This window comes from Vibrio parahaemolyticus (assembly GCF_900460535.1).
Lineage (GTDB): Bacteria > Pseudomonadota > Gammaproteobacteria > Enterobacterales > Vibrionaceae > Vibrio > Vibrio parahaemolyticus.
In genome coordinates, this window is record NZ_UHIL01000002.1 from 648,207 (window position 1) to 668,878 (window position 20,672).

Genomic DNA, 20,672 nt, shown 5'->3' on the forward strand with positions numbered 1-20,672 from the left:
TTATGACCAAACTCATCTACAGTGTGTTGTTGTGCCACTTTATCGCTGCGTTTGCCGCGTTAGGTATGCCGCTATTTCTACCCGTCGTGTTGCCAACGTTAGGCGCAAGCATTGATGCAGACTGGGCAGGGGTATTGTTTATCCTACCTACGTTTTGTACTGCGTTGGCTGCGCGATTTTGGGGCAACTTTGCTGATCGCTACGGTCGCCGCCGCTCACTCTTGCGTGCACAACTTGGCCTTGCAGCAGGGTTTGCACTGTGCGGCTTGGCAGACAACCTCGCCATGTTTGTGTTTGGTCTTATTGTTCAAGGAACCTTTGGCGGCACCATGGCCGCCTCAAACAGCTACTTATCTAGCCAAATTAAAGAAGCCAAAACACTCGGCAAGTCACTCAATAAAACCCAACTATCTGCTCGCTTGGCGCTGATCGTTGCGCCCATTGGGCTCGGCTGGAGCTTGTCCGAAACCAACCCGCTCAACGCGTACCTGTGGTTATGCGTTTTGCCTTTAATTGCGATGGGCATCACGCTAACACTGCCAGCGGATAAACCCGCCGAACAAAACCTCGAAAAGCCAAACTCAGAATCTCAGCAAGAACAACCTGTTGCAAAGAAAAATGCAATGCATGCCATTCGTTGGATCTTCTTTGCTCAGTTCGGGTTTGCGTTTTCTATGGTGGTGACCTTTCCTTATTTCTCGCCGTTTGTGCAGCAATATGGCATCACTAACCACGCATGGATCGGTTTTTTGTACGCACTGCCGCATGGCGTCTATCTGTTGCTGGCAGGCAAAATCCACGTGTTGTCAGATGGGCTGAATCGCCATCAACCGCTGCGCACGTTGTGGCTCGGGTTTGCATTGCTTGCCGTGAGCTCTGCCTTGCATTTGATTGCGTCCGAAATCGCACTCATTGCTGCGAGAATTATCTTCGGCATCGCGATGGTGTGTTGCTATCACGGATTGCATCAGCATCTTGCGAGCAATCTGGATCGCAAACTCAGTGGCAAAGTATTTTCTCGCTTTGATGCCATGTCCAAATGGGGTGGCGTGGCGGCGGGATTTTGCGCTTCTTTCATTTCTAGCTTGGGGCTACTTGAGGTTCCTTTCCTACTTTCTGCGATAGTCAGCGTAATCACCTTGATCGCGCTGGTTCTCCATTCAAAATTTGGAAATCAACATGTTACAAACTCAATCCTCTCAGACTAGCGAGTTGCGCGCGCATGATGTGCAGCTCAATCGTGAGAAAGCCCAACTCAACACGATAATGGGTGTTCTTAATTGTTACTTACGGGAATTTGCGCTACCGAATCAACAAGTGGAATGGCACTACCAATCGACATCGCTACCCCAAACGTTAAAACGCAACTATTCCGCCAAGCAGCGGGTAGCCGTTCATCTTTCTCAACAAAATGGCGTGCTGGTTTTGCCGATTCACTACGCGAGTAAACTGGGCAAAATCAAATTGGCAGAACTGCCTTGGGCGAAAATGCCGGGATCTGGTTGGGCGAAATTGGATGCCACGCAAACTCTTACGCTTTTGCTTAACTATCTCAAGCAGGTGTTGGCGATCCCATTTAACCATGAGCTGATCGAACAACTGGAAAATAGCGTGCTGGTTACCGAGCAGTTTCTCAACGTCGCACCCAAATCGCATCACAACGAATTTATCGCTTCGGAACAGTCTCTGATTTGGGGGCACACTTTCCATCCGACCCCGAAAAGTCGTTCGGGCGTCACCATGGATGATCTCTTGGCGTTTTCTCCAGAAGTCGGCGCGCAAGTGCCGTTGTACTGGTTTGAAGTGGATACGTCCTTACTTGATGTGCTGAGTTCCGACGGAGAAGCTAACCCTGCGCAGCACATGCTACAACAGCTCGCGCCACAACACGCCACCAGCAATGGGAAGACCCTCTACCCTTGCCATCCTTGGGAAAGCTACACCATTTTGAGCAACCCAAGCGTGAAGCGTGCCATTGAGCAAGGCAAGATCACACCACTGGGTTTAGGTGGTGAAAAGATGCAGCCGACCTCTTCAGTTCGTACCCTCTACCACCCAGACATGGATTGGTTTGCGAAATTCTCCATCAACGTACGATTAACCAATTGCGTGCGCAAAAACGCGTGGTACGAACTCGACAGCGCCGTGCAGCTCACGTCGATTCTCAAACCAATTCGAGAAAACGAACAGCTGCACAACCCCGTATTTAAAGTGATGACGGAGCCTTACGCCACCACGTTGAATCTAGAAAGTGTCGCTGAGCGCAATTGGGATGACAACACCAAAGCACGCGAATCGTTTGGGATTTTATATCGCGAAAATTTCTCGCTGAGCGAAGTCGATATCTTAAAACCAACCCTCGCTGGCGCTCTGTTTGCTTACGACAAAAACGGCAACAGTTGCATTGCTCAACGCCTTAAAAACAAAGCGCGTACTACGCAAAATCGCTATTCCGATATCGCGACACTGTGGTTTGAACGCTATTTGCATTGCCTAATTCCGGGCGTGTTTAATTACTACTTCAAACACGGGGTGGCGTTTGAGCCGCATTTGCAAAACACCTTGATTGGCTTTGAGCAAGAGATGCCGTGTTGTGTTTGGATTCGTGATTTGGAAGGCACTAAATTACTGCCAGAGTTCTGGCCAGCAGAAACATTAACTGACTTGTCTGAACGCGCGCGACAATCGGTTTACTACAGTCGCGAACAAGGCTGGAATCGCATCGGATACTGCACCTTTATCAACAACATCAGCGAAGCGATTTTCTTCATCTCAGAAGGTGATGAGCCACTAGAGCAAACGCTGTGGAATGCGGTGCAAAGTGCCATTGTGCGTTGGCAATCAGTGAATGGAAAACAGCCGGAACTAGAAGCGTTGCTGAATGGCGGTCACTTCCCAAGCAAAAATAATTTCACCACGCGTTTGATGCAAAAAGCCGATAAGGAGTCGGGCTATACCCAAGTCGCCGCGCCTTGGCAGCAACACGAAAAAGGAGCGCAACATGTCTAATTCACTCTCCCTACCGACACGCGTTAGCCAGCAAGTTCACACGCTCGCACAGCAGCAAAATCAACCCTTGTGCGCGTACGTGTATGACCTAAAAGCCTTAGGAGAACACATCAAACAACTGCGTCACGTTTTGCCGAAAAATGTCGAGCTATTTTACGCAGCCAAAGCCAATCCATCAGGCCCTATTCTCAAAACGCTCGCGCCGTATGTCGATGGTTTTGAAGCGGCATCTGGCGGGGAGTTGACACACCTCCACCAGCAACAACTCGATAAGCCATTGATCTTCGGTGGCCCAGGAAAAATGCCAAGTGAATTGCAACAAGCGATTGAGCTGGATGTTGATGCAATTCATGTCGAAAGCCTCACCGAGCTAAAGCGCATTGGAGCAATAACCGAGCGCCTCAACCGCCCTGCTTCGATCTTTTTGCGTATGAACATTGATATTGGCGACATCACGCTCAGCAAGTTGGCGATGGGCGGCAAGCCGACTCCTTTTGGTTTGGACGAGTCCGAACTGAGTAATGCTTTGATGTTGCTGCGCGATTTCCCGCAAGTGTCACTGAAAGGTTTCCATTTTCACTTGATGTCGCATCAGCTCGATGTTGAACGTCACTTAGCGTTAATGCAGCGCTATTTCCAAGTCGTGAAGGCGTGGCAGCAGGAGTTCGAACTCGGTGAGCTGATGATCAACTTGGGTGGAGGCATGGGGATTAACTACCAAAACCCTGAGCAACACTTTCCGTGGATGGAGTTTTGCGACAAGTTGGAATTCCTCATCGCCAAAGAGCAAGTGCAAGACTGGACACTGCGTTTTGAATGCGGACGTTTCATCACGGCGGCATGCGGTTATTACGTAATGGAAGTGCTGGATATTAAGCAAAATCTTGGCGAAAACTTTGTCATCGCGCGCGGAGGAACCCACCATTTTCGCACGCCAGCAGCGCAGAGCCATGATCATCCATTCGTCATCCTGAAAAGCGAGCAACACCATGAAATTTCTCATCCAATTCAGCATGCACAAGCAACTTTTGTCGGCCAGCTTTGTACGCCCAAAGATGTGCTGGCACGCAATCAACACGTCGCCCACGTCGATATTGGTGATTATGTTGTGTTTACCTTAGCGGGCGCCTATGCGTGGAACATCTCCCATCAAAACTTCTTGATGCATGAACCGCCGATCTTCCACTATTTCTAAACGGCATACTTCGCTTTACTCAAGCCCCAATCATTGGGGCTTTTTTATTCCACTCGGCACAAATTCATTGCCATTAACCGCTTTTCGAAATCGCAATAATGCGTTTTATCAGCTCGTCGGGTTCCATCTTGGGATTGCGGTAAAAACGGAAGATTTCCGAGTTTATCGCTTGCTGAGCAACCGGATTGACCGCCATCGAATCAATCATACTCGGCACAGCGAGGTTGTGTTTAACGCCGTAGTGAAAGTCTTGATATGACTGGACCTGACACGGATTAAAATCGCTGATGTCGATATCGGTACGTACCGGAATCGAGCCTTTTACCTTATTGAACTTAGCTTGAAACTCGACGTCTGCCAGTGCGCTTGCGGTTTGCTGAGCCGCCTCGGCAGAAAACGATTTGCTCGACATAAACACCAAACTGTCCATGTTGTAGAGGAATACACCATCGCTGTCCGGCGTTGGGTAACAGCCGATCTCTTGCGGAACTGAGACTTGATTGGCGAGCAGCTCACCCAAAATCCAATCTCCACCGATTTGAAACAGCGCATGACCGTCGGCTAGCGCTTGGGTCGCCGTATCCCACTTACTGTCAGGTAATTGGTTGTCGATCAACAAACTCAGGCGGCGAAATTGCTTCAACGCTTGGCGCAGTGTATCGCTGTCGATGCTGTCTCGCTCAAGTTTAACCATCGCATTGGTGTAGAACTCAACGCCGCCAGTGGAGATCACTAAGTTCTCGAAAAGTTGGGCGACTTGCCACGGCTGCTCACCGACCGCGATCGGTACAATGCCATTTTGCTTCGCAAGCTCCATGGCAGCGAACATCTCTTGCCAGTTTTTCGGCGCTGACAGATTCAGTTGTTTAAGCAGTTTGTGGTTGACCCACAACCAGTTCAAACGGTGCAGCGTAAGTGGCAGGGCGATGTAGCCGTTTTGTGTTTTGTTGATTTCGATAGACAGTGGGTAGAGCACCTCGTCCCAGCGCTGCTCATCGGCAACCGCGTTGACGTTGTGCAAAATACCGATGGCATCCCACGCTTTAATACTTGGCCCTTCGATTTGCGCGAAGCTCGGTGGATTGCCCGCCAGCGCGCGAGCTTGCAGTACCGTCATCGCGCTGTCACCACCACCGCCTAACACCGGGCTTTGCAGCAGCTCAATATCGTGCCGTTTTAGCTGAGCTTTAAGTGTTTGCAGCGCTTGCTGCTCGCCGTCAGAAGTCCACCAATGTAAAAACTCTACCCCTTGTGGCGACTCAGCGTGAGCGACGCAAGGGGCGAGCAACAGTGGGAACAAGAATGCCAGTTTGTTCATAGTCAGTCTCTCGGGAAAGTCAGTGTAGCGCAGAGGCCGCCAAACTGAGAATGGCTCAGCAACAAGTTGCCGCCATGAGCCTTTGCAATACTCTGTGAAATGGTTAACCCCAGCCCACTGCCTTCTTTATCGTTGCTAGCGCGGAAGTATGGCTGGCAGAGCTTTTCAAGTAATAAATCGTCAACGCCGTCACCGTGATCTTCAATTTCAATCTGGATGAACTCTGGGCTTTCACTCAGCGTAATGTCCGCTTGATGGCCGTATTTGAGAGCGTTATCGACCAGATTCTGAATGCAGCGCTTAATCGCTAACGGTTTGCCGGCAAAGTGGGTGCGGATTTCACCGTGGATGCGAATCGTGTCCGGCGCATCGGCGATATTGGCGGAAATGTGCTGAATCAGTTGGGTGAAATTGATCGGCTCGATTTCCTCGTGGATATCGGTCTCTTTAATGCATTGCAATGCGCCTTTGACCATCAAATCTAGGTCGTTACTCAGGCGGATAAAGCGTTCTCGGTCGGCGTCGTCATCCAGCATTTCCGCCCGTAGTTTTAGGCAAGCAATCGGCGTTTTCAGATCGTGTGAAATGGCACTGAACAGCATCTCGCGGTCTTTAATGTGGCTGTCGATGCGTCGATTCATTTTGTTAAACGCACGGACCGCCGCTTTCAGTTCGTTACTGCCGCGCTCAGAGACTTCGGGCACGTCTAATCGGCTCGACATCAGGGTTGCGGCTTTTGCCAGCTCTCGAATGGGTTGAATTTCTTTACGAACGATAAACCAGGTACACAGCAACAGCATTAGCGCGGACAGTAATAGCGTGAGCCATTGGCGCAGCTCAAAATAGTTAGTCTCTAGGTTGATGTAAGGCGCGGGTAGCACCGCCGCGAGATAAAACCATTCGTTCCGTGCGACTTCGACCTGCATCACCAGAATAGGCGGATTGAGGTCACCAAACGAAAGCGAATAATGCGCCCACAATAGCGGCAGTTCGTCGATAGGTAGCTCGTTGTTGAACACTTTGAGTTTGTCGCGCTGGGTGAACTCCACCTCGATATTAGGAATGCCGCTCAACTCACTTTCTAATACCTCGCGAACTTGGTTGATGACCAACGTTTTGCGTTCGCTCTCCGGCAGCGGGTCGACGTTAATCTGGTGATTGTTGAGTGAGACGAAAAAGCGCGTACCACCCATGTTGCGTAGTTGATTGAGCACCAAGTGGCGATATTCCGAAGGGAGGGTTTGAAAGAAGGCGATGGTAGAAGAAGCACTCAGTGCTAAGCTTTTGACTGTGGTGGTCAGGCCTTCTTTATCGCGTTCGCTGGCGTGTTGATACCAGATAATTCCGGATAATACCTGCGCCAGAATGATCACCAGCAACAGGAATACACTGGTACGAACGACCAGTGATCCCGTCCAGCGTTTAATTCTCATAATGCACGTCCGTGGTCAGCATGTAGCCTTTGTTGCGCACCGTTAAGATCAGCGAACGGTCTTTATCTTCAAGGTGATGACGCAAGCGGCTGATCTGCACGTCAATACCGCGTTCAAACGGGTCAGCATCGCGTCCCCAGATCTCGCGCGCAATGTCATCGCGAGACAATATTGATTGCGCGTGGTTGACGAACAAACCGAGCAGTGACAAATCCGCGCCACTCAGTTGTTTGACCTCGCGGCTAGCAACGTGGGTCAGTTGCCGGGTTACGGTATCTAACAACCAGTCGTCAAAACGCACTTTACGCGTCAGTTTGCTATTGGCGGTCGTTTGGCTGCGTCTCAGAATCGTTTTGATGCGCGCGAGCAGTTCACGCGGGCTGAATGATTTGGTGATGTAGTCGTCAGCGCCCATTTCTAGCCCTGCGACTCGGTCGGCTTCTTCAGTGACGGCGGTCAGCATGATGATCGGGATATCGGAGTTTTTGCGCAGTTTCTGGCACAGGGTAAAGCCGTCTTCACCGGGCATCATAATATCGAGGATGATTAAATCAGGATGGTGATCGTTGAGCAGTTGCCACATCGCGCCGCCGTTTTCCGCGCAAAGCACTTCAAACCCAGCGCGACCAAGGTAATCCGACAACGCTTCGCGAAGGTCGAGGTTGTCATCGACGACCAGTATCTGCTTGTTTTCCATCCTACCTTCCCTGTGTCCGTCCCTGAGTTTGGCGCTGGCCAATATGATGCATTCTTAAACGCACATTCACAATCGAGCCGATTACAATTTTCACTTCTCGGTGTAAGAGATTTGTAAGCGGCCACTTACAAACTGATTGCCTTTTGTAACCTTAGGCGCCGCCTTGCTCGCTATGATCATCCTGACCTTACGTGAAACAACATGACCTGAAGGAATCAGGTCCGACAACACTGGCATTCGTCAGGAGGAAACCATGTTTGCAAGTATATTTGGACAACTACAAAAAATAGGGCGGTCGTTGATGCTGCCTGTGGCGGTGTTACCGGTGGCTGGCTTGATGCTGGGTATTGGTAACGCGGGTTTTGCGTTTATTCCAGACGCGGTCAACAAAGTGATGCTCGCCGCCGGTGAGGGCGTGTTCGGCAACATGCAGTTGATGTTTGCGGTCGGTGTAGCGCTCGGGTTATCAAAAGGCAATGACGGTGCGGCTGCGCTCGCAGGCTTAGTTGGCCTAATTATTATGAACGCATCGCTCGGTATTGTGACTGGCCTGCGCGGCTTAGAAACTGACGCCACCATCATGGGCGTTGAGACGCTGCAAACCGGGGTGTTTGGCGGCATCTTTATCGGTGCGGTCGCGGCAATCATGTACAACCGCTTCTACAACATCAAACTGCCGGAATATTTGGGCTTCTTCGCGGGTAAGCGATTTGTGCCCATTGTCACCGGTTTATCGGCGATCGTCGTTGGTGCGATTCTCGCGTTTGCATGGCCACCTGTCGGACAACTTCTTGATGCATTCTCTCATTGGGCAGCGTACCAAAACCCTGTACTCGCGTGGGCGGTTTACGGCGCGGGCGAACGTTCATTACTCCCGGTTGGTTTGCACCACATCTGGAATGCGCCGTTCTTCTTTGAAGTCGGCAGCTATGTAGACCCAGAAACCGGCAAAGAGTTTACCGGTGAGCTCACTCGCTTCTTCGCGGGCGATAAAACCGCAGGTTATCTGTCTGGTGGCTTTATGTACTCCATGTGGGCACTACCAGCAGCGGCACTGGCGATTTACCACTGCGCGTCTCCTGAGCGTAAGAAAATCGTCGGCGGTTTGATGATGTCTGCGGCGTTGACCTCTTGGTTGACTGGTATCACAGAGCCAATCGAATTTACCTTCCTATTCGTCGCGCCAGTGCTGTACGTGATCCATATTTTCCTCACCGGTATTGCGTTTGCGATCACCGCGTTTTTGGAAATCAAACACAGTACGGACTTTGCGCACGGCGCGATCCAGTTCTTCCTTTACTACCCAATGTCGACCAACGCGTGGATGTTCATCATCATCGGTCCAATCTGGGCGACGCTGTACTACGGTTTGTTCCGCTTTCTAATTGTGAAGTTGGATCTAAAAACGCCGGGCCGTGAAACCGACATTGCAGAAGTGAAGATCGCCGGACAACCTGATGAAATTGCGGTGGATGTAGTCGCTGCATTGGGCGGCAAAGCCAATATCAAGTCAGTCGATGCGTGTATCACCCGTCTACGTGTCTCGGTGAAAGACATTGCCAACGTTGATGTTGCTAAGCTAAAAGCACTCGGCGCGCGAGATGTGTTAGTGATTGGCGACAGTTTACAAGCGATTTTCGGTACGCAGTCTGACTCAATTAAGTCAGAAGTGCACAGCGTACTCGCCACCTCCTGATCTTACCTCCCCCAATCTAGGTAAGATTTGCCAACCTCCCAGCGAGGTTGGCTTTTTCGTTTTCGGAGTAAAAAAAGCGAAGCCAATAACCAGCCCTACTTCGCCGCCGCGTTGGTTAAATTGCCCAGCACGCCGCTGATTTTGTTCAATACCTCGTCGCAGCCTTCAATATGATGGCGCTGTTTTAAATACATCGGATCGTTGTAAGCTAACCACGTTTTGCCTTCAGCATCTTCATACACCAACACTTTTTGGGGTAAATCGAGCGCCACTTCCTGCGCACAGATCATCAGTGGCGTGCCTACTTTAGGGTTTCCAAACACGATAACTTCGGTTGGTCGCAACGTCATATCGACTTTCGTGGCATTCTCTTGATGGTTAATGCGCGCAAAGACGTTCAACCCTTTTTCTTGCGCGATAGCGACAAATTTATCCGCCGTATCTTTTGCTGAATGCGTGCTCGCAACGGTTACCACGCCCTCACCAGCCAACGCACTCAATGACGTCAACGCCACGACCAACCCGATGATTACTTTTTTCATTTGTCGTCCCTTCCTCTCTATCTGAGTCGAAAACTGTAAATATAGAAAAACCAAGTGTAGGAAAACTATAGAAGTCAGATTCCGCTATCGCGAATTGCACTCTACCCACTCAAGAGTCGACCGTGTAACACGGATTAATTGATTCAGATTAATAAAGCATTAACTAGCCGAGCATCAAAAGCGTGAAATACGTAACATTTGCAGCCTATTTTAGTAAGAAAGAGAAAAGTAGTGACACGCGAGCAATTTGAGTTATTAGCACCCGGTGGTGATTTAGATTCCATCAAAGCCGCCATTGCCGCTGGCGCCGATGCAATTTACTGTGGACTCGACCGCTTCAATGCTCGTAACCGAGCGACCAACCTCACCTTAGATAACTTAAATGGCGTGTTAACGTTAGCCCATCAGCACAGCTGTAAGATTTTCCTAACGTTGAATGTGCTGATTTTAGAAAGTGAAATTCCGGCGATTGTTCGCTTACTCAGCCAACTGAACACCACCAGAATCGATGGCGTGATCGTGCAAGATCTCGGTCTGGCCTACATTCTCAAACATCACTTTCCCGATTTGGATGTGCACGCTTCAACACAACTGAACACGCATAACGAAGGCCAGATCCTCTTTCTCAACCAGCTCACCGCAAGCCGAGTAAATCTATCTCGCGAACTTAACATCAATGAGATCAAACATCTGGCGCAATTTGGTCGCGAGCACAACGTAATGATGGAAGTGTTTGTCCACGGCTCATACTGCATCGGATTCTCCGGAATTTGCTATATCAGTTCCGCTCGCAATGGTGCATCAGGTAACCGTGGACGCTGCAGTCAACCTTGTCGCGAACAGTACGAAACGACCAAAACGGGCAACAACTACCCACTCAATATGAAAGACAACTCCGCCTTTGGGGACTTGAAAGCGCTTGCCGATGCTGGCGTGTATTCATTAAAAGTGGAAGGACGAATCAAGAAATCGCACTACGTCTATACCGTGGTCGATAATTGGCGTCAGCAAATCGATCGCTTGTGCGAGGGTTTGGAACTCTCTGAAGACACCACCGAGTTATACACGGTGTTCAACCGCGATTTCTCCAACGCATTTTTGCAAGGTGATTTCGGCAAGGCGATGTACATCGACAACCCGCGCGACCACGCTGTAAAGCATTTTTCGAAGGTTTATCAATGCCAGTCTGCTGATGATGTGCAAGCGGTGAAAAAGAAACTCTACGACGACAAAACCGCGATCATTGAGAAAGTGACAGAGCAAACTAAGTCGTTCGATGTCACTTCGACGCAAGTATCCGGCAGCAGCTTGAAAGGGTCGATTGATGTGCCAACTCTGCCAGCGTTACCTCAACCAGACCCTCTCCAAGGTGCGCCAAAATTATCGGTTCTGATCTCGTCAGCACAAGAAGCCATGCTGTGCGAATACCGCGACATTGATGTTTACTATCAGTTGCCAATGGGATTGTCTGGTGAACTGAGCGCGATGATTGAATTGTTCCAAGCCAACCCAATGCTCAAACCTTGGTTCCCTGCCATTTTGATTGGCGAAGACTACCAAGCCGCGCGCGTATTTTTGGAAACCATCCAACCTGAATTGTTGATCACCAACAACTCAGGCGTCGGCATGATCGCAAAAGAGCTCGGCTTAGGCTGGGTGGCAGGCCCGCAAATGAACACGGTGAACTCATACGCGTTTAAATGTCTTCAAGACGAGTTCGCGGCAAGTGGCGCGTTTGTTTCTAACGAGCTGAATATGAAGCAGATGCGTCACATAAAGCGTCCGAAAAACATGCGCAGCTTCTACAGCATTTATCATCCAAATACCCTACTCACGAGCCGCCAATGTTTGTTCCAACAAACCGAAGGATGCCGTAAGGTGAAGGTCAACAAAGGTTGTTTGAAACGCTGTGATAAACGCACGTCTATCATCAACTTAAAAGACAATCCTTACGTGGTGCAAAAACAGAAAGGCAGCCACAATTCAATCTACAGCGAGCACAACGTCTTAAACCTGCAAGTGCTGCACGATCTGCCGCAATTGTTTACCGATGTGTTGATCGATCTGCGTGATATCCAGACCGAAACGAAAGTCTCAGCAAGCAAACCTGAGTTGATTGACGCGTTCTTAGCTCTACTTGAAGATCACAGTGAACAAGCCGTCCAAACGCTGAATGCCATGATTCAACCAACAGCCAACGCGCAGTATTTGAAGGGGTTGTAGGGTTTGATTCGAGAGCTAAACCCAAAACAGCCATGAAATCATGGCTGTTTTGGGCTTGTGTTCACTTGGAAGTGATACCAAGTAGAAAGAGCATTATGCGCGGCTGGTTTGTTTGTAGCGGTCAAAAATAACAGCAGCAAGTAATATTGCACCGCGTACGACGTATTGCGCGAATGGTGACATGTTGAGAAGGTTCATTGCATTTTCGACTGTACCCAAAATCAGCACGCCAGCAATCACGTAAGAGACTTTACCGATACCACCTTTTAGCGACACACCACCAAGGACACAGGCAGAGATAACCACCAATTCAAAGCCCACAGACGTCATAGGCTGACCACTGGTCATACGCGCCGCCAAAATAACCCCCGCCAATGCCGAGATAAAACCAGACACGGTAAAGATAATCATCTTAGTTTTCACGACATTCACACCCGCTAAGCGAGCCGCTTCTTCGTTGCCCCCAATCGCGAGCGTGTTACGACCATAAACGGTGCGATTCAGCAAGAAAGCAAAGACTCCAAAGGTAATGATCGTCAACCAAATAGGCGTTGGAATACCAATAAATGATGAGTTACCCAGTGCAAAGAAGCTCTCTTCCGTGATGCCCACCGCTTTACCATCTGAGATGATGTAGCCCAAGCCTCGTGCTATCTGCATGGTCGCCAAAGTGGTGATCAGTGCGTTGATTTGCAACTTAGCAATGACAAAACCGTTTAACAGACCAAAAGCAACGCCAGAAAGTAGACCTGCGCCCACACCAAGTACCACGCTGCTGGTTGCGTTAATTGCGACGGCGGTAACCACACCAGAGCAAGCAATGATGGACGCGACCGACAAATCCAGATCACCACACGCCAAGCAAAACAGCATGGCACACGCCACCATGCCACTCATAGAGATCGCCAAACCCAGACCTTTCATATTGATGAACGTCGCGAAGTAAGGGACAAAGAAAGCACACAATAAAAACAGACCAGCGAACACCATCAGCATGCCGAATCGGTCCCAAATCCCAGCAAAATTCCATGAACGCTTCGCGTCCTGTTGTTCTAGTATTTTCGTAGAGCTTGTTACAGACATAGGATATTCCTTTATTATGCAGCAGCTTGGTTGTTGCCCAACATGGCTAAACTCAAAGCAGTTTGTTCTTTAAACTCATGGCGCTGTAGTTCACCTGTTACCGCACCTTCTTTCATCACCATTACGCGATCGGATATACCAAGAACTTCTGGCAAATCACTCGACACCACCAGCACAGTGACACCGCGCTCAGCAAGATTGAAAATCAGTTCGTAGATCTCTGATTTCGCACCAACGTCAATACCTCGTGTTGGCTCGTCCAACAAAATCACACTCATATCGGTGGAGAGCCAGCGACCTAAAATCACTTTTTGTTGGTTACCACCAGACAACTGCCCTATAGCCTGTTGTAGTGAGGCGGTTTTAACGTTCAAAGCCTTACGTTGCTGCTCTGCGTTGTCTCTTTCCCATTTGAAATCGATCAAACCGCCCAATTTCAAATTCCATGGACGAGCACTGATGTTGGTGTTCTCTTCCACCGAGAGAATAGGAACGATAGCGTCCGCTTTACGGTCTTCTGGGCATAACGTAATGCCTGCGCGAATCGCATCTTGTGGACTTCTGACGCTGATGGGCTGCCCATGAATGTAAATTTGTCCGGCTTGCGCTTTTTCCGCGCCGAAAATGAGACGGGTTAGTTCTGTTCTCCCTGCCCCAACTAAACCAAACAGACCCAGAATTTCACCTTGACGAATATCGAGTGAGACTGGTTGGGTTAACCCTTTGCCTTCAAGGTTTTCAATGCGTAGGCCACTTTCGCCGAGAGAACGCGAACGGTAGTTGTAGATATCGTTGATTTCACGACCGACCATCAGCTCAACCAATTTTTCATGGGTTAAGTCGGTCATGTCGTCAAATGTTTGTACATGTGTCCCATCTTTGAAGATGGTAATGGCATCGCACAAATCGAAGATCTCTTCCATACGATGGGAAACGTACAAAATGATTTTTCCGTCATCGCGCAATTCGCGAATAACTTTGAATAAGTTTTGAATCTCGCGTTGAGACAAACTGCTGGTTGGTTCATCAAACGCGATAATCTGAGCATTGCGGCTTAGTGCTTTGGCAATTTCCACCATTTGCCACTGGCCGATAGAAAACTCTTTAAGTGGGCGAGAAGGATCAAAATCCTCCCCCAAACGTTTTAGCTGTTCTCGCGCTCGAGCGTTCAATGTTTCCACATCTACACTGCCACCTTTTGTTGGCAACTGACCTAGGTAGATGTTTTCTGCCACACTAAGCTCAGGTACCAAGTTCAGCTCTTGGTAAATAATGGCGATACCTTGCTCAAGCGCATCAGTCGCTGAGTTGAACACCAAAGCTTTACCATCGACGACCAACTCGCCTTCAGTAGGTTGGTGTAAGCCACTGAGAGTTTTAAGCAACGTTGATTTACCTGCACCGTTTTCACCCATTAGCGCATGAATACTGCCTTTGTTGGCGCGAAAACTAATGTTGCTCAATGCCTTAACTCCTGGGAAATGCTTCGATATGTTGCAAAACTCAAGGTAAGAAGGGGAATTTATCATGATCATTCTCTCCGTTTCCCGAAAGAGCGGCGGTCATTGCACCGCCGCAAATAGGCTTAAAGACCTTTTTTCTGTAGCTCTTCACGGAAGTTGTCGCGAGTGATCAGCACAACATCGGTGACTTCCACAAACTTCTCTGGCTGCACATCTTCTTTCACCCATTTGTAAAGTGATTCGATGCTCTTAAAGCCGTGCACGTCAGGGCTTGGCAATAGTGAGCCAAAGAAACCCGTAGCGTTTGACTTCGCCAACTCATTCACGGCATCGACACCATTAATACCAATACCAATCACGTTTTCAGCGGCAAAACCTTGGCCTTCAGTCGCGCGTACACCACCTAAAACCGTGTTGTCGTTCATACCAACAATCAGCCATTGCTTAACCTTTGGATATTGAACCAACAGTGAGTTAGCGGCATCTAACGCACCTGGGATGTCATTCGTTTTGGTCGGAACACGGTAGATTTGAGATTTAGGAAAGCCAGCATCTTCAAGTGCTTTTACAGAACCATCCACACGGCGACGAGCGGTATCTAGTTCGTCAGCAGTAATGGCCATAACACCTGTTGTAGCGGCATCCCATCCACGATTCGTCATCTCCTTAAACAGCTCTGAGCCCTGACGGTAACCAATTTCACTCGCTGCCATCATCACTAAAGGCACCTCTTTCATCGGTTCGCCTTTCGCGTTTAGAAACTGATCATCAACGGTAATGACTTTCAAATCATAGCTTTTCGCTTTGGCCATAATCGCAGGACCAAGCTTTGGATCTGGCGTACAAATGACAAAACCTTTCGCCCCGCTGGCAGCAAGCGTATCAATGGCATTCAGCGTTTTTTCACCATCAGGCACGGCCATCTTGACCAATTCAAAATCGTATTGCTTCGCTGCTTTTTCCGCAAAAGACCACTCGGTTTGAAACCAAGGCTCTTCCGGCTGCTTTACGAGGTAACCAAGTCTGACGTTATCGTCATTGGAGCCAAAAAAAGCGTTAGCAGAGGCACTGAGCATTGTCATGCCAGATAGGGCAGCGATTGTGAGTAGTTTTTTTAATTTCATTGTTATCCATCCACTGGTAGAGGTGAGTGTTCGCTGTACATATTTGTGCATCCTTGACCATTTGTTAGTGATAAAAATCACAGCGGAAAAATGTAGCAATTTTGTCCATTCATTTAGCTACAGAGGCTATGAAGCAGCTCTCAATTGTGCGACTAGCAACTTTCAAATATCGCTCAAACCCCAACGCAAACGTTAATCATGGTCGAAAACACTTAATTTTTGAGCAATATATAAAGGTGTTAAAAAGGACACAAAAAACACCCAGTGACGTTTTTGTCCATAAACTTAGCAACCCTATTTATGGGATAACCCACCTGCTCTGGCTATAACAACAAGTAGATTTAGTTTGCTGACCAAAAGTTGGAGTTGTCATGGACACAATAAATACACATCAGCAGCATGTAATTGGTTTGGACTTCGGATCGGACTCCGTACGTGCGCTTATTGTTAATGCCAAAACAGGACAGGAAGTTTCCTCGTCTGTGGTGTACTACTCACGATGGATGAAGGGGCTCTATTGCCAACCTGCGCAATCGCAATTCAGACATCACCCGCAAGATTATTTAGATGCAATGACCAGCGCGATCCAAGAGGTACTGGCAACAGTGCCACAGACTCTGGCCGATTCTGTTGTCGGCATAGGCGTCGACACAACAGGCTCAACCCCAGCTCCAATAGATGAAAACGGCACTGTTTTAGCGCTGCTTCCTGAGTTTGAGCACAACCCAAATGCAATGTTCGTCCTCTGGAAAGATCACACATCCGTAGCCAAAGCAGATCGAATTAATGAACTCGCCCATTCGGGAAAATTCACCGATTACACGCGTTACGTCGGCGGTGTGTACTCTTCAGAATGGTTTTGGGCAAAAGCGGCTTGGGTCAGCGAACAAGATGAACAAGTTGCAAAACGTGCTTTCAGCTGGGTCGAGCTGTGCGATTGGATCCCAGCAATTTTGGCTGATACTCAACATCCACAAAAATTGCGTCGTGGCATCTGCGCTGCTGGACACAAAGCGATGTGGCATGAAAGCTGGGGCGGACTACCTGAACAAGCGTTTTTAAGCGCAATTTCACCGACGTTAGACGGTATTCGCGACCGTATGTTCACAGAAGTCTTTACCTCCGATCAGGCGGCCGGGTACCTATCAAAAGCATGGGCAATAAAATTAGGCTTACCAGAAGGCATCGCGATTGCAATCGGCGAGTTTGATTGCCACATGGGTGCCGTTGGTGCCGGTGCTGGTGCCAACGATTTAGTTAAAGTCATTGGCACTTCTACCTGTGACATTTTGATGGTTGAATCACAAAACGTCGGTGACCGCACTATTCATGGTATTTGTGGTCAAGTCGAAGGCAGTGCCATGCCCGAGTTGCTAGCACTTGAAGCCGGACAGTCCGCTTTTGGCGACATGTATGCCTGGTTCAAAAACGTCTTAATGTGGCCACTACAGGCTTATGCCGAACACAATCCAGACTTTGCCTTAACTGCCGAAGAAATTGCTTCAGAACTTTTGCCGATGCTATCGCAAGCTGCCGAGCAGCAAGGTATCGACCAATATACTCCGGTTGCAATGGATTGGCTCAATGGCCGCCGAACCCCTTACGCAAACCAGCGTCTTAAAGGTGCCATTTGTGACTTAAACCTTGGTAGCTCATCACCTGCAATTTTCTCCGCACTCGTAGAATCCACTGCGCATGGCGCAAAAGCGATCGTCGATTGCTTTATAGAACAAGATGTCACTGTCGAACGCGTCATCGCCATTGGTGGCATTGCGCAAAAATCCCCTTACGTGATGCAAATGTGCGCCGATGTGATTGGTCGCGACATCATCGTGGTCGAATCAGATCAATGTTGCGCATTGGGGGCAGCAATTTTTGCAGCCGTCGCAGCTGGCGTTTACCCGACGACGAAATCAGCACAAGCCGTGATGGCAAGTCCTGTTCGTCAAACCTACTCACCAACACCAAAAGTGCAAACATTACGAGCACAGCGTTACGCGACGTATCGCGAGCTTGGGCAACACATGGAGCAGATTGCGGAGTTTCACCAATCGCAGGAGCGTGAAGATGTCTGAACAAACCGTCTGGAATGATGCGAACTCATTAGTCGAACGAATCAAAACGCTGCGTCACCAAGTCTGGCAAGCCAATATGGATTTACAACGTCATAACCTTGTGACGTTCACGTGGGGCAATGTGTCAGGCATCGATAGAGAATCTGGATTGGTTGTTATCAAACCCAGCGGCGTTGAGTACTGCGAACTGAATGCAGAAAACATGGTGGTGGTCGATCTGCACGGCCAAGTGGTTGAAGGGAAACTCAACCCATCTTCCGACACGGCCACGCATCTAGAGCTTTATCGCCATTTCCCGGAGATTGGCGGTATCGTTCACACCCACTCTCCTCAGGCAACGGCATGGGCACAAGCAGGCAGAGCCATTCCCGCGTTGGGCACAACTCATGCGGATTATTTCTACGGACAAATTGCGTGCACTCGCGCCTTGAGCGACGAAGAGATCGCACACAACTACGAGCTCAACACTGGCAAAGTCATCGTCGAAACCATCGGTGATTCAAACGTTATGGCGTCACCCGGCATTTTGGTCAAAGAACACGCACCTTTTACTTGGGGTAAAAGCCCTGCTCAAGCGGTTCACAACGCCGTAGTGGTTGAAGTTGTCGCTGGCATGGCCTTGCAAACACTGCAAATCAATGCCGAGGTAGACACTCTTAACCCTTCGCTTCTCGACAAACATTATTTACGTAAGCACGGCGCGAACGCCTACTACGGTCAAAGCAAAAAATAAGGAAACATGATGAAGATTTTCAACGACAAACAAGTATGGTTTGTAACAGGCTCTCAGCATCTTTACGGCCCACAAGTATTGGAAAGCGTTGCGCAAAACAGCGAAGAAATCATTGCAGGATTAAATTCGTCTGATGACATTTCAGTTTCTATTGCTAACAAAGGCACGGTAAAAACACCGGATGAAATTCTCGCAATATGCCGCGCAGCCAATAACGATCCTGACTGTATCGGCTTGATGCTGTGGATGCACACTTTCTCTCCAGCCAAGATGTGGATTGCCGGCCTAACCCAGCTAAATAAGCCATTTTTACACCTTCACACCCAGTTCAACGCGGCGCTACCATGGGATGAAATCGACATGGATTTCATGAACCTCAACCAAAGTGCGCACGGTTGCCGAGAGTTTGGCTTCATTGGCACCCGTCTGAATATTGAACGTAAAGTCGTAGTCGGACACTGGCAAGAACCGCAAGTGCATAGAGATATCGACGATTGGTGTCGCGCCGCTATTGGTGTGAATGCAGGTCAGCACCTGAAAGTCGCCCGCTTTGGCGACAACATGCGCCAAGTCGCGGTCACGGAAGGCAACAAAGTCTCTGCGCAAATCCAGTTTGGATATGAAGTGAATGCGTACGGTCTTGGTGAGCTCAGTGACGTAGTCAACTCGATATCAGATGCGGATGTAAATCACCAGCTAGATGAATACGCATCCGTGTATGAGATGTCTCCAGACTTGTTCAACGACTCTGATTTGAAAAAGCTGATGGCGCAAGAGGCACGTTTAGAGCTTGGGATGGAATCTTTCCTCAAATCTGTTGGAGCAGGCGCTTTCACCAACACGTTTGAAAACCTAACTGGCTTAACAAATTTACCAGGACTAGCAACACAGCGCTTAATGGCTAAAGGTTTTGGTTACGGCGGAGAGGGTGATTGGAAAACCGCAGCGATGACGCACATCATGAAAGCCATGGGGCAAGGCAAACCGGGCGGTACATCTTTTATGGAAGACTATACCTACAACTTCGGCGAAAAAGGGCAAGTGTTAGGCGCTCACATGCTAGAAGTTTGTCCAACTATCGCAGCAGCGAAACCAAGATTGGAAGTTCATCGTCACACCATTGGCTGTCGTTGCGATATTCCACGCTTAATTTTCAGCGGCCAATCTGGTGAAGCGTTAAACGTGTCGATTATTGATCTTGGCGATCGCTTTAGAATGATCGTCAACGTGATTGATACAGTCACACCACCACAGTCACTGCCACATTTGCCTGTAGCTCACGCGCTTTGGGAACCTCAGCCCAACTTAAATATCGCAGCAGCTGCGTGGATTCACGCTGGCGGCGCACATCACGCAGTGTACAGCCAAGCTGTCACATTGCCGATGCTTGCCGACTACGCTGAAATCCTTGGCATCGAAATGGTTGTGATTGACAACAGCACCAACTTACGCCAGTTCAAACAAGAATTGCGTAACAACGGAGTGTATTACCGTCTCGGTTAAACCACACAAATGTGCTCCCGCTTAGGGAGCACTTTGGAGTCAATTAGTGAATGATACAGATGTAGAAACCGTGCCCACTTTTCAACTGGAAAAAACTCGCTGGACGCTCAACCTTTCCACTGAGCAACCAGCGAGTTTCGAGCTACAGCGGGATGGTAAAACGCACTTTATCGGCACCATGGAAGTATTAAACAACGGACAACTCATTGCCGTTCACGATGCTGATTGGCGCTTTAGGCACAAGCCAGAAAAGCTCGAACAATGGTGTCAACTGCACCATTCAGAAACCTTATCCATCAATATGAACTACTACTTTGCTGATGATGCTCTCGTGATCGAGTATTTGGCGAGAAACACGGTTCCAACTCGCCTTGATATCCGTCATACCATCAAACAAGTTGTCGATTCACCTGTCGAAGGCAACCAGCAAGCGCGAAGTGCGAAGTGGCAGCACCAAAGAGATGGATTACCAAGTGACTTCTTATCGAAAACCGCTAAGACGGACTTTTTCCGAGAAGCCTTTTCTGCCAAACAATGGATCGTTCTAGAAAACTGTGAGGAATAACGACGACAGTTTT

16 protein-coding genes are annotated in these 20,672 nt (G+C 49.0%); 9 read left to right on the plus strand and 7 right to left on the minus strand.

The genetic code is table 11. The annotated features are described in order from the left end of the window. Nucleotides 1-2: 2 nt before the first annotated feature. Genes DYB02_RS19780 through DYB02_RS19790 form a run of 3 tightly spaced genes read left to right on the plus strand, consistent with a single transcriptional unit; the run spans nt 3 to nt 4,204 of the window. Nucleotides 3-1,208, plus strand: a complete 1,206-nt coding sequence (locus DYB02_RS19780; RefSeq protein WP_029804126.1) for an MFS transporter — start codon at nt 3-5, stop codon at nt 1,206-1,208. Next, nucleotides 1,180-3,009, plus strand: coding sequence for an IucA/IucC family protein (locus tag DYB02_RS19785; protein WP_024702216.1), 1,830 nt, complete (start codon nt 1,180-1,182; stop codon nt 3,007-3,009). The genes DYB02_RS19780 and DYB02_RS19785 overlap by 29 nt, the downstream gene beginning before the upstream one ends. Further along, nucleotides 3,002-4,204 carry a type III PLP-dependent enzyme gene (locus tag DYB02_RS19790; protein ID WP_029804125.1) on the plus strand — a complete coding sequence of 401 codons (1,203 nt, stop codon included), beginning with the start codon at nt 3,002-3,004 and terminating at the stop codon, nt 4,202-4,204. The genes DYB02_RS19785 and DYB02_RS19790 overlap by 8 nt, the downstream gene beginning before the upstream one ends. 73 nt (nt 4,205-4,277) lie before the next feature. On the opposite strand, the gene DYB02_RS19795 is transcribed toward DYB02_RS19790, so the two are convergent. Genes DYB02_RS19795 through DYB02_RS19805 form a run of 3 tightly spaced genes read right to left on the minus strand, consistent with a single transcriptional unit; the run spans nt 4,278 to nt 7,652 of the window. Continuing rightward, nucleotides 4,278-5,522 carry an ABC transporter substrate-binding protein gene (locus DYB02_RS19795; RefSeq protein WP_029852988.1) on the minus strand — a complete coding sequence of 415 codons (1,245 nt, stop codon included), beginning with the start codon at nt 5,520-5,522 and terminating at the stop codon, nt 4,278-4,280. Nucleotides 5,523-5,524: 2 nt separating this feature from the next. Further along, on the minus strand, nt 5,525-6,955 hold the full coding sequence (locus DYB02_RS19800) for an ATP-binding protein (protein ID WP_029804121.1): 1,431 nt from the start codon (nt 6,953-6,955) through the stop codon (nt 5,525-5,527). Continuing rightward, nucleotides 6,945-7,652: a response regulator gene (locus tag DYB02_RS19805; protein ID WP_029804119.1), complete on the minus strand. Its 708-nt coding sequence runs from the start codon at nt 7,650-7,652 to the stop codon at nt 6,945-6,947. The genes DYB02_RS19800 and DYB02_RS19805 overlap by 11 nt, the downstream gene beginning before the upstream one ends. Before the next feature lie 253 nt (nt 7,653-7,905). Here DYB02_RS19805 and ptsG point away from each other — a divergent pair, with 253 nt between their 5' ends. After that, complete coding sequence (gene ptsG / locus DYB02_RS19815) at nt 7,906-9,348, plus strand: glucose-specific PTS transporter subunit IIBC (RefSeq protein WP_025500127.1); 1,443 nt, start codon at nt 7,906-7,908, stop codon at nt 9,346-9,348. Between the two features lie 95 nt (nt 9,349-9,443). On the opposite strand, the gene DYB02_RS19820 is transcribed toward ptsG, so the two are convergent. Next, a complete protein-coding gene (locus DYB02_RS19820; protein ID WP_005383492.1) occupies nt 9,444-9,890 on the minus strand; it encodes a DUF302 domain-containing protein in 447 nt (148 codons plus the stop codon). 231 nt (nt 9,891-10,121) lie between these two features. Here DYB02_RS19820 and DYB02_RS19825 point away from each other — a divergent pair, with 231 nt between their 5' ends. Then, nucleotides 10,122-12,113, plus strand: a complete 1,992-nt coding sequence (locus DYB02_RS19825; protein WP_029862579.1) for a U32 family peptidase — start codon at nt 10,122-10,124, stop codon at nt 12,111-12,113. Between the two features lie 93 nt (nt 12,114-12,206). Here DYB02_RS19825 and araH read toward each other — a convergent pair whose 3' ends face one another. The 3 genes from araH to DYB02_RS19840 are packed head-to-tail and all read right to left on the minus strand — an operon-like array spanning nt 12,207 to nt 15,783. After that, nucleotides 12,207-13,196, minus strand: coding sequence for an L-arabinose ABC transporter permease AraH (araH, locus tag DYB02_RS19830; RefSeq protein WP_005477508.1), 990 nt, complete (start codon nt 13,194-13,196; stop codon nt 12,207-12,209). Nucleotides 13,197-13,210: 14 nt separating this feature from the next. After that, nucleotides 13,211-14,725, minus strand: coding sequence for an L-arabinose ABC transporter ATP-binding protein AraG (gene araG / locus DYB02_RS19835; protein ID WP_005460653.1), 1,515 nt, complete (start codon nt 14,723-14,725; stop codon nt 13,211-13,213). Nucleotides 14,726-14,781: 56 nt separating this feature from the next. Next, complete coding sequence (locus tag DYB02_RS19840) at nt 14,782-15,783, minus strand: arabinose ABC transporter substrate-binding protein (protein ID WP_005460652.1); 1,002 nt, start codon at nt 15,781-15,783, stop codon at nt 14,782-14,784. 371 nt (nt 15,784-16,154) lie between these two features. Here DYB02_RS19840 and DYB02_RS19845 point away from each other — a divergent pair, with 371 nt between their 5' ends. The 4 genes from DYB02_RS19845 to DYB02_RS19860 are packed head-to-tail and all read left to right on the plus strand — an operon-like array spanning nt 16,155 to nt 20,659. Next, nucleotides 16,155-17,858, plus strand: a complete 1,704-nt coding sequence (locus DYB02_RS19845; protein WP_029806366.1) for a ribulokinase — start codon at nt 16,155-16,157, stop codon at nt 17,856-17,858. Continuing rightward, nucleotides 17,851-18,591: an L-ribulose-5-phosphate 4-epimerase gene (locus DYB02_RS19850; protein ID WP_005460645.1), complete on the plus strand. Its 741-nt coding sequence runs from the start codon at nt 17,851-17,853 to the stop codon at nt 18,589-18,591. The genes DYB02_RS19845 and DYB02_RS19850 overlap by 8 nt, the downstream gene beginning before the upstream one ends. A 9-nt stretch (nt 18,592-18,600) precedes the next feature. Beyond that, on the plus strand, nt 18,601-20,094 hold the full coding sequence (gene araA / locus DYB02_RS19855) for an L-arabinose isomerase (protein WP_029806368.1): 1,494 nt from the start codon (nt 18,601-18,603) through the stop codon (nt 20,092-20,094). A 46-nt stretch (nt 20,095-20,140) separates the two neighbouring features. Beyond that, complete coding sequence (locus DYB02_RS19860) at nt 20,141-20,659, plus strand: hypothetical protein (protein WP_021452881.1); 519 nt, start codon at nt 20,141-20,143, stop codon at nt 20,657-20,659. Nucleotides 20,660-20,672: the final 13 nt, after the last annotated feature.

Coding starts and splice junctions, on each gene's coding strand:
- DYB02_RS19845 (WP_029806366.1), top strand. CDS start 16,155: ATGGACACAATAAATACACATCAGCAGCATGTAATTGGTTTGGACTTC.
- ptsG (WP_025500127.1), top strand. CDS start 7,906: ATGTTTGCAAGTATATTTGGACAACTACAAAAAATAGGGCGGTCGTTG.
- DYB02_RS19790 (WP_029804125.1), top strand. CDS start 3,002: ATGTCTAATTCACTCTCCCTACCGACACGCGTTAGCCAGCAAGTTCAC.
- araG (WP_005460653.1), bottom strand. CDS start 14,725: ATGATAAATTCCCCTTCTTACCTTGAGTTTTGCAACATATCGAAGCAT.
- DYB02_RS19780 (WP_029804126.1), top strand. CDS start 3: ATGACCAAACTCATCTACAGTGTGTTGTTGTGCCACTTTATCGCTGCG.
- DYB02_RS19820 (WP_005383492.1), bottom strand. CDS start 9,890: ATGAAAAAAGTAATCATCGGGTTGGTCGTGGCGTTGACGTCATTGAGT.
- DYB02_RS19795 (WP_029852988.1), bottom strand. CDS start 5,522: ATGAACAAACTGGCATTCTTGTTCCCACTGTTGCTCGCCCCTTGCGTC.
- DYB02_RS19805 (WP_029804119.1), bottom strand. CDS start 7,652: ATGGAAAACAAGCAGATACTGGTCGTCGATGACAACCTCGACCTTCGC.
- DYB02_RS19785 (WP_024702216.1), top strand. CDS start 1,180: ATGTTACAAACTCAATCCTCTCAGACTAGCGAGTTGCGCGCGCATGAT.
- araH (WP_005477508.1), bottom strand. CDS start 13,196: ATGTCTGTAACAAGCTCTACGAAAATACTAGAACAACAGGACGCGAAG.
- araA (WP_029806368.1), top strand. CDS start 18,601: ATGAAGATTTTCAACGACAAACAAGTATGGTTTGTAACAGGCTCTCAG.
- DYB02_RS19840 (WP_005460652.1), bottom strand. CDS start 15,783: ATGAAATTAAAAAAACTACTCACAATCGCTGCCCTATCTGGCATGACA.
- DYB02_RS19850 (WP_005460645.1), top strand. CDS start 17,851: ATGTCTGAACAAACCGTCTGGAATGATGCGAACTCATTAGTCGAACGA.
- DYB02_RS19800 (WP_029804121.1), bottom strand. CDS start 6,955: ATGAGAATTAAACGCTGGACGGGATCACTGGTCGTTCGTACCAGTGTA.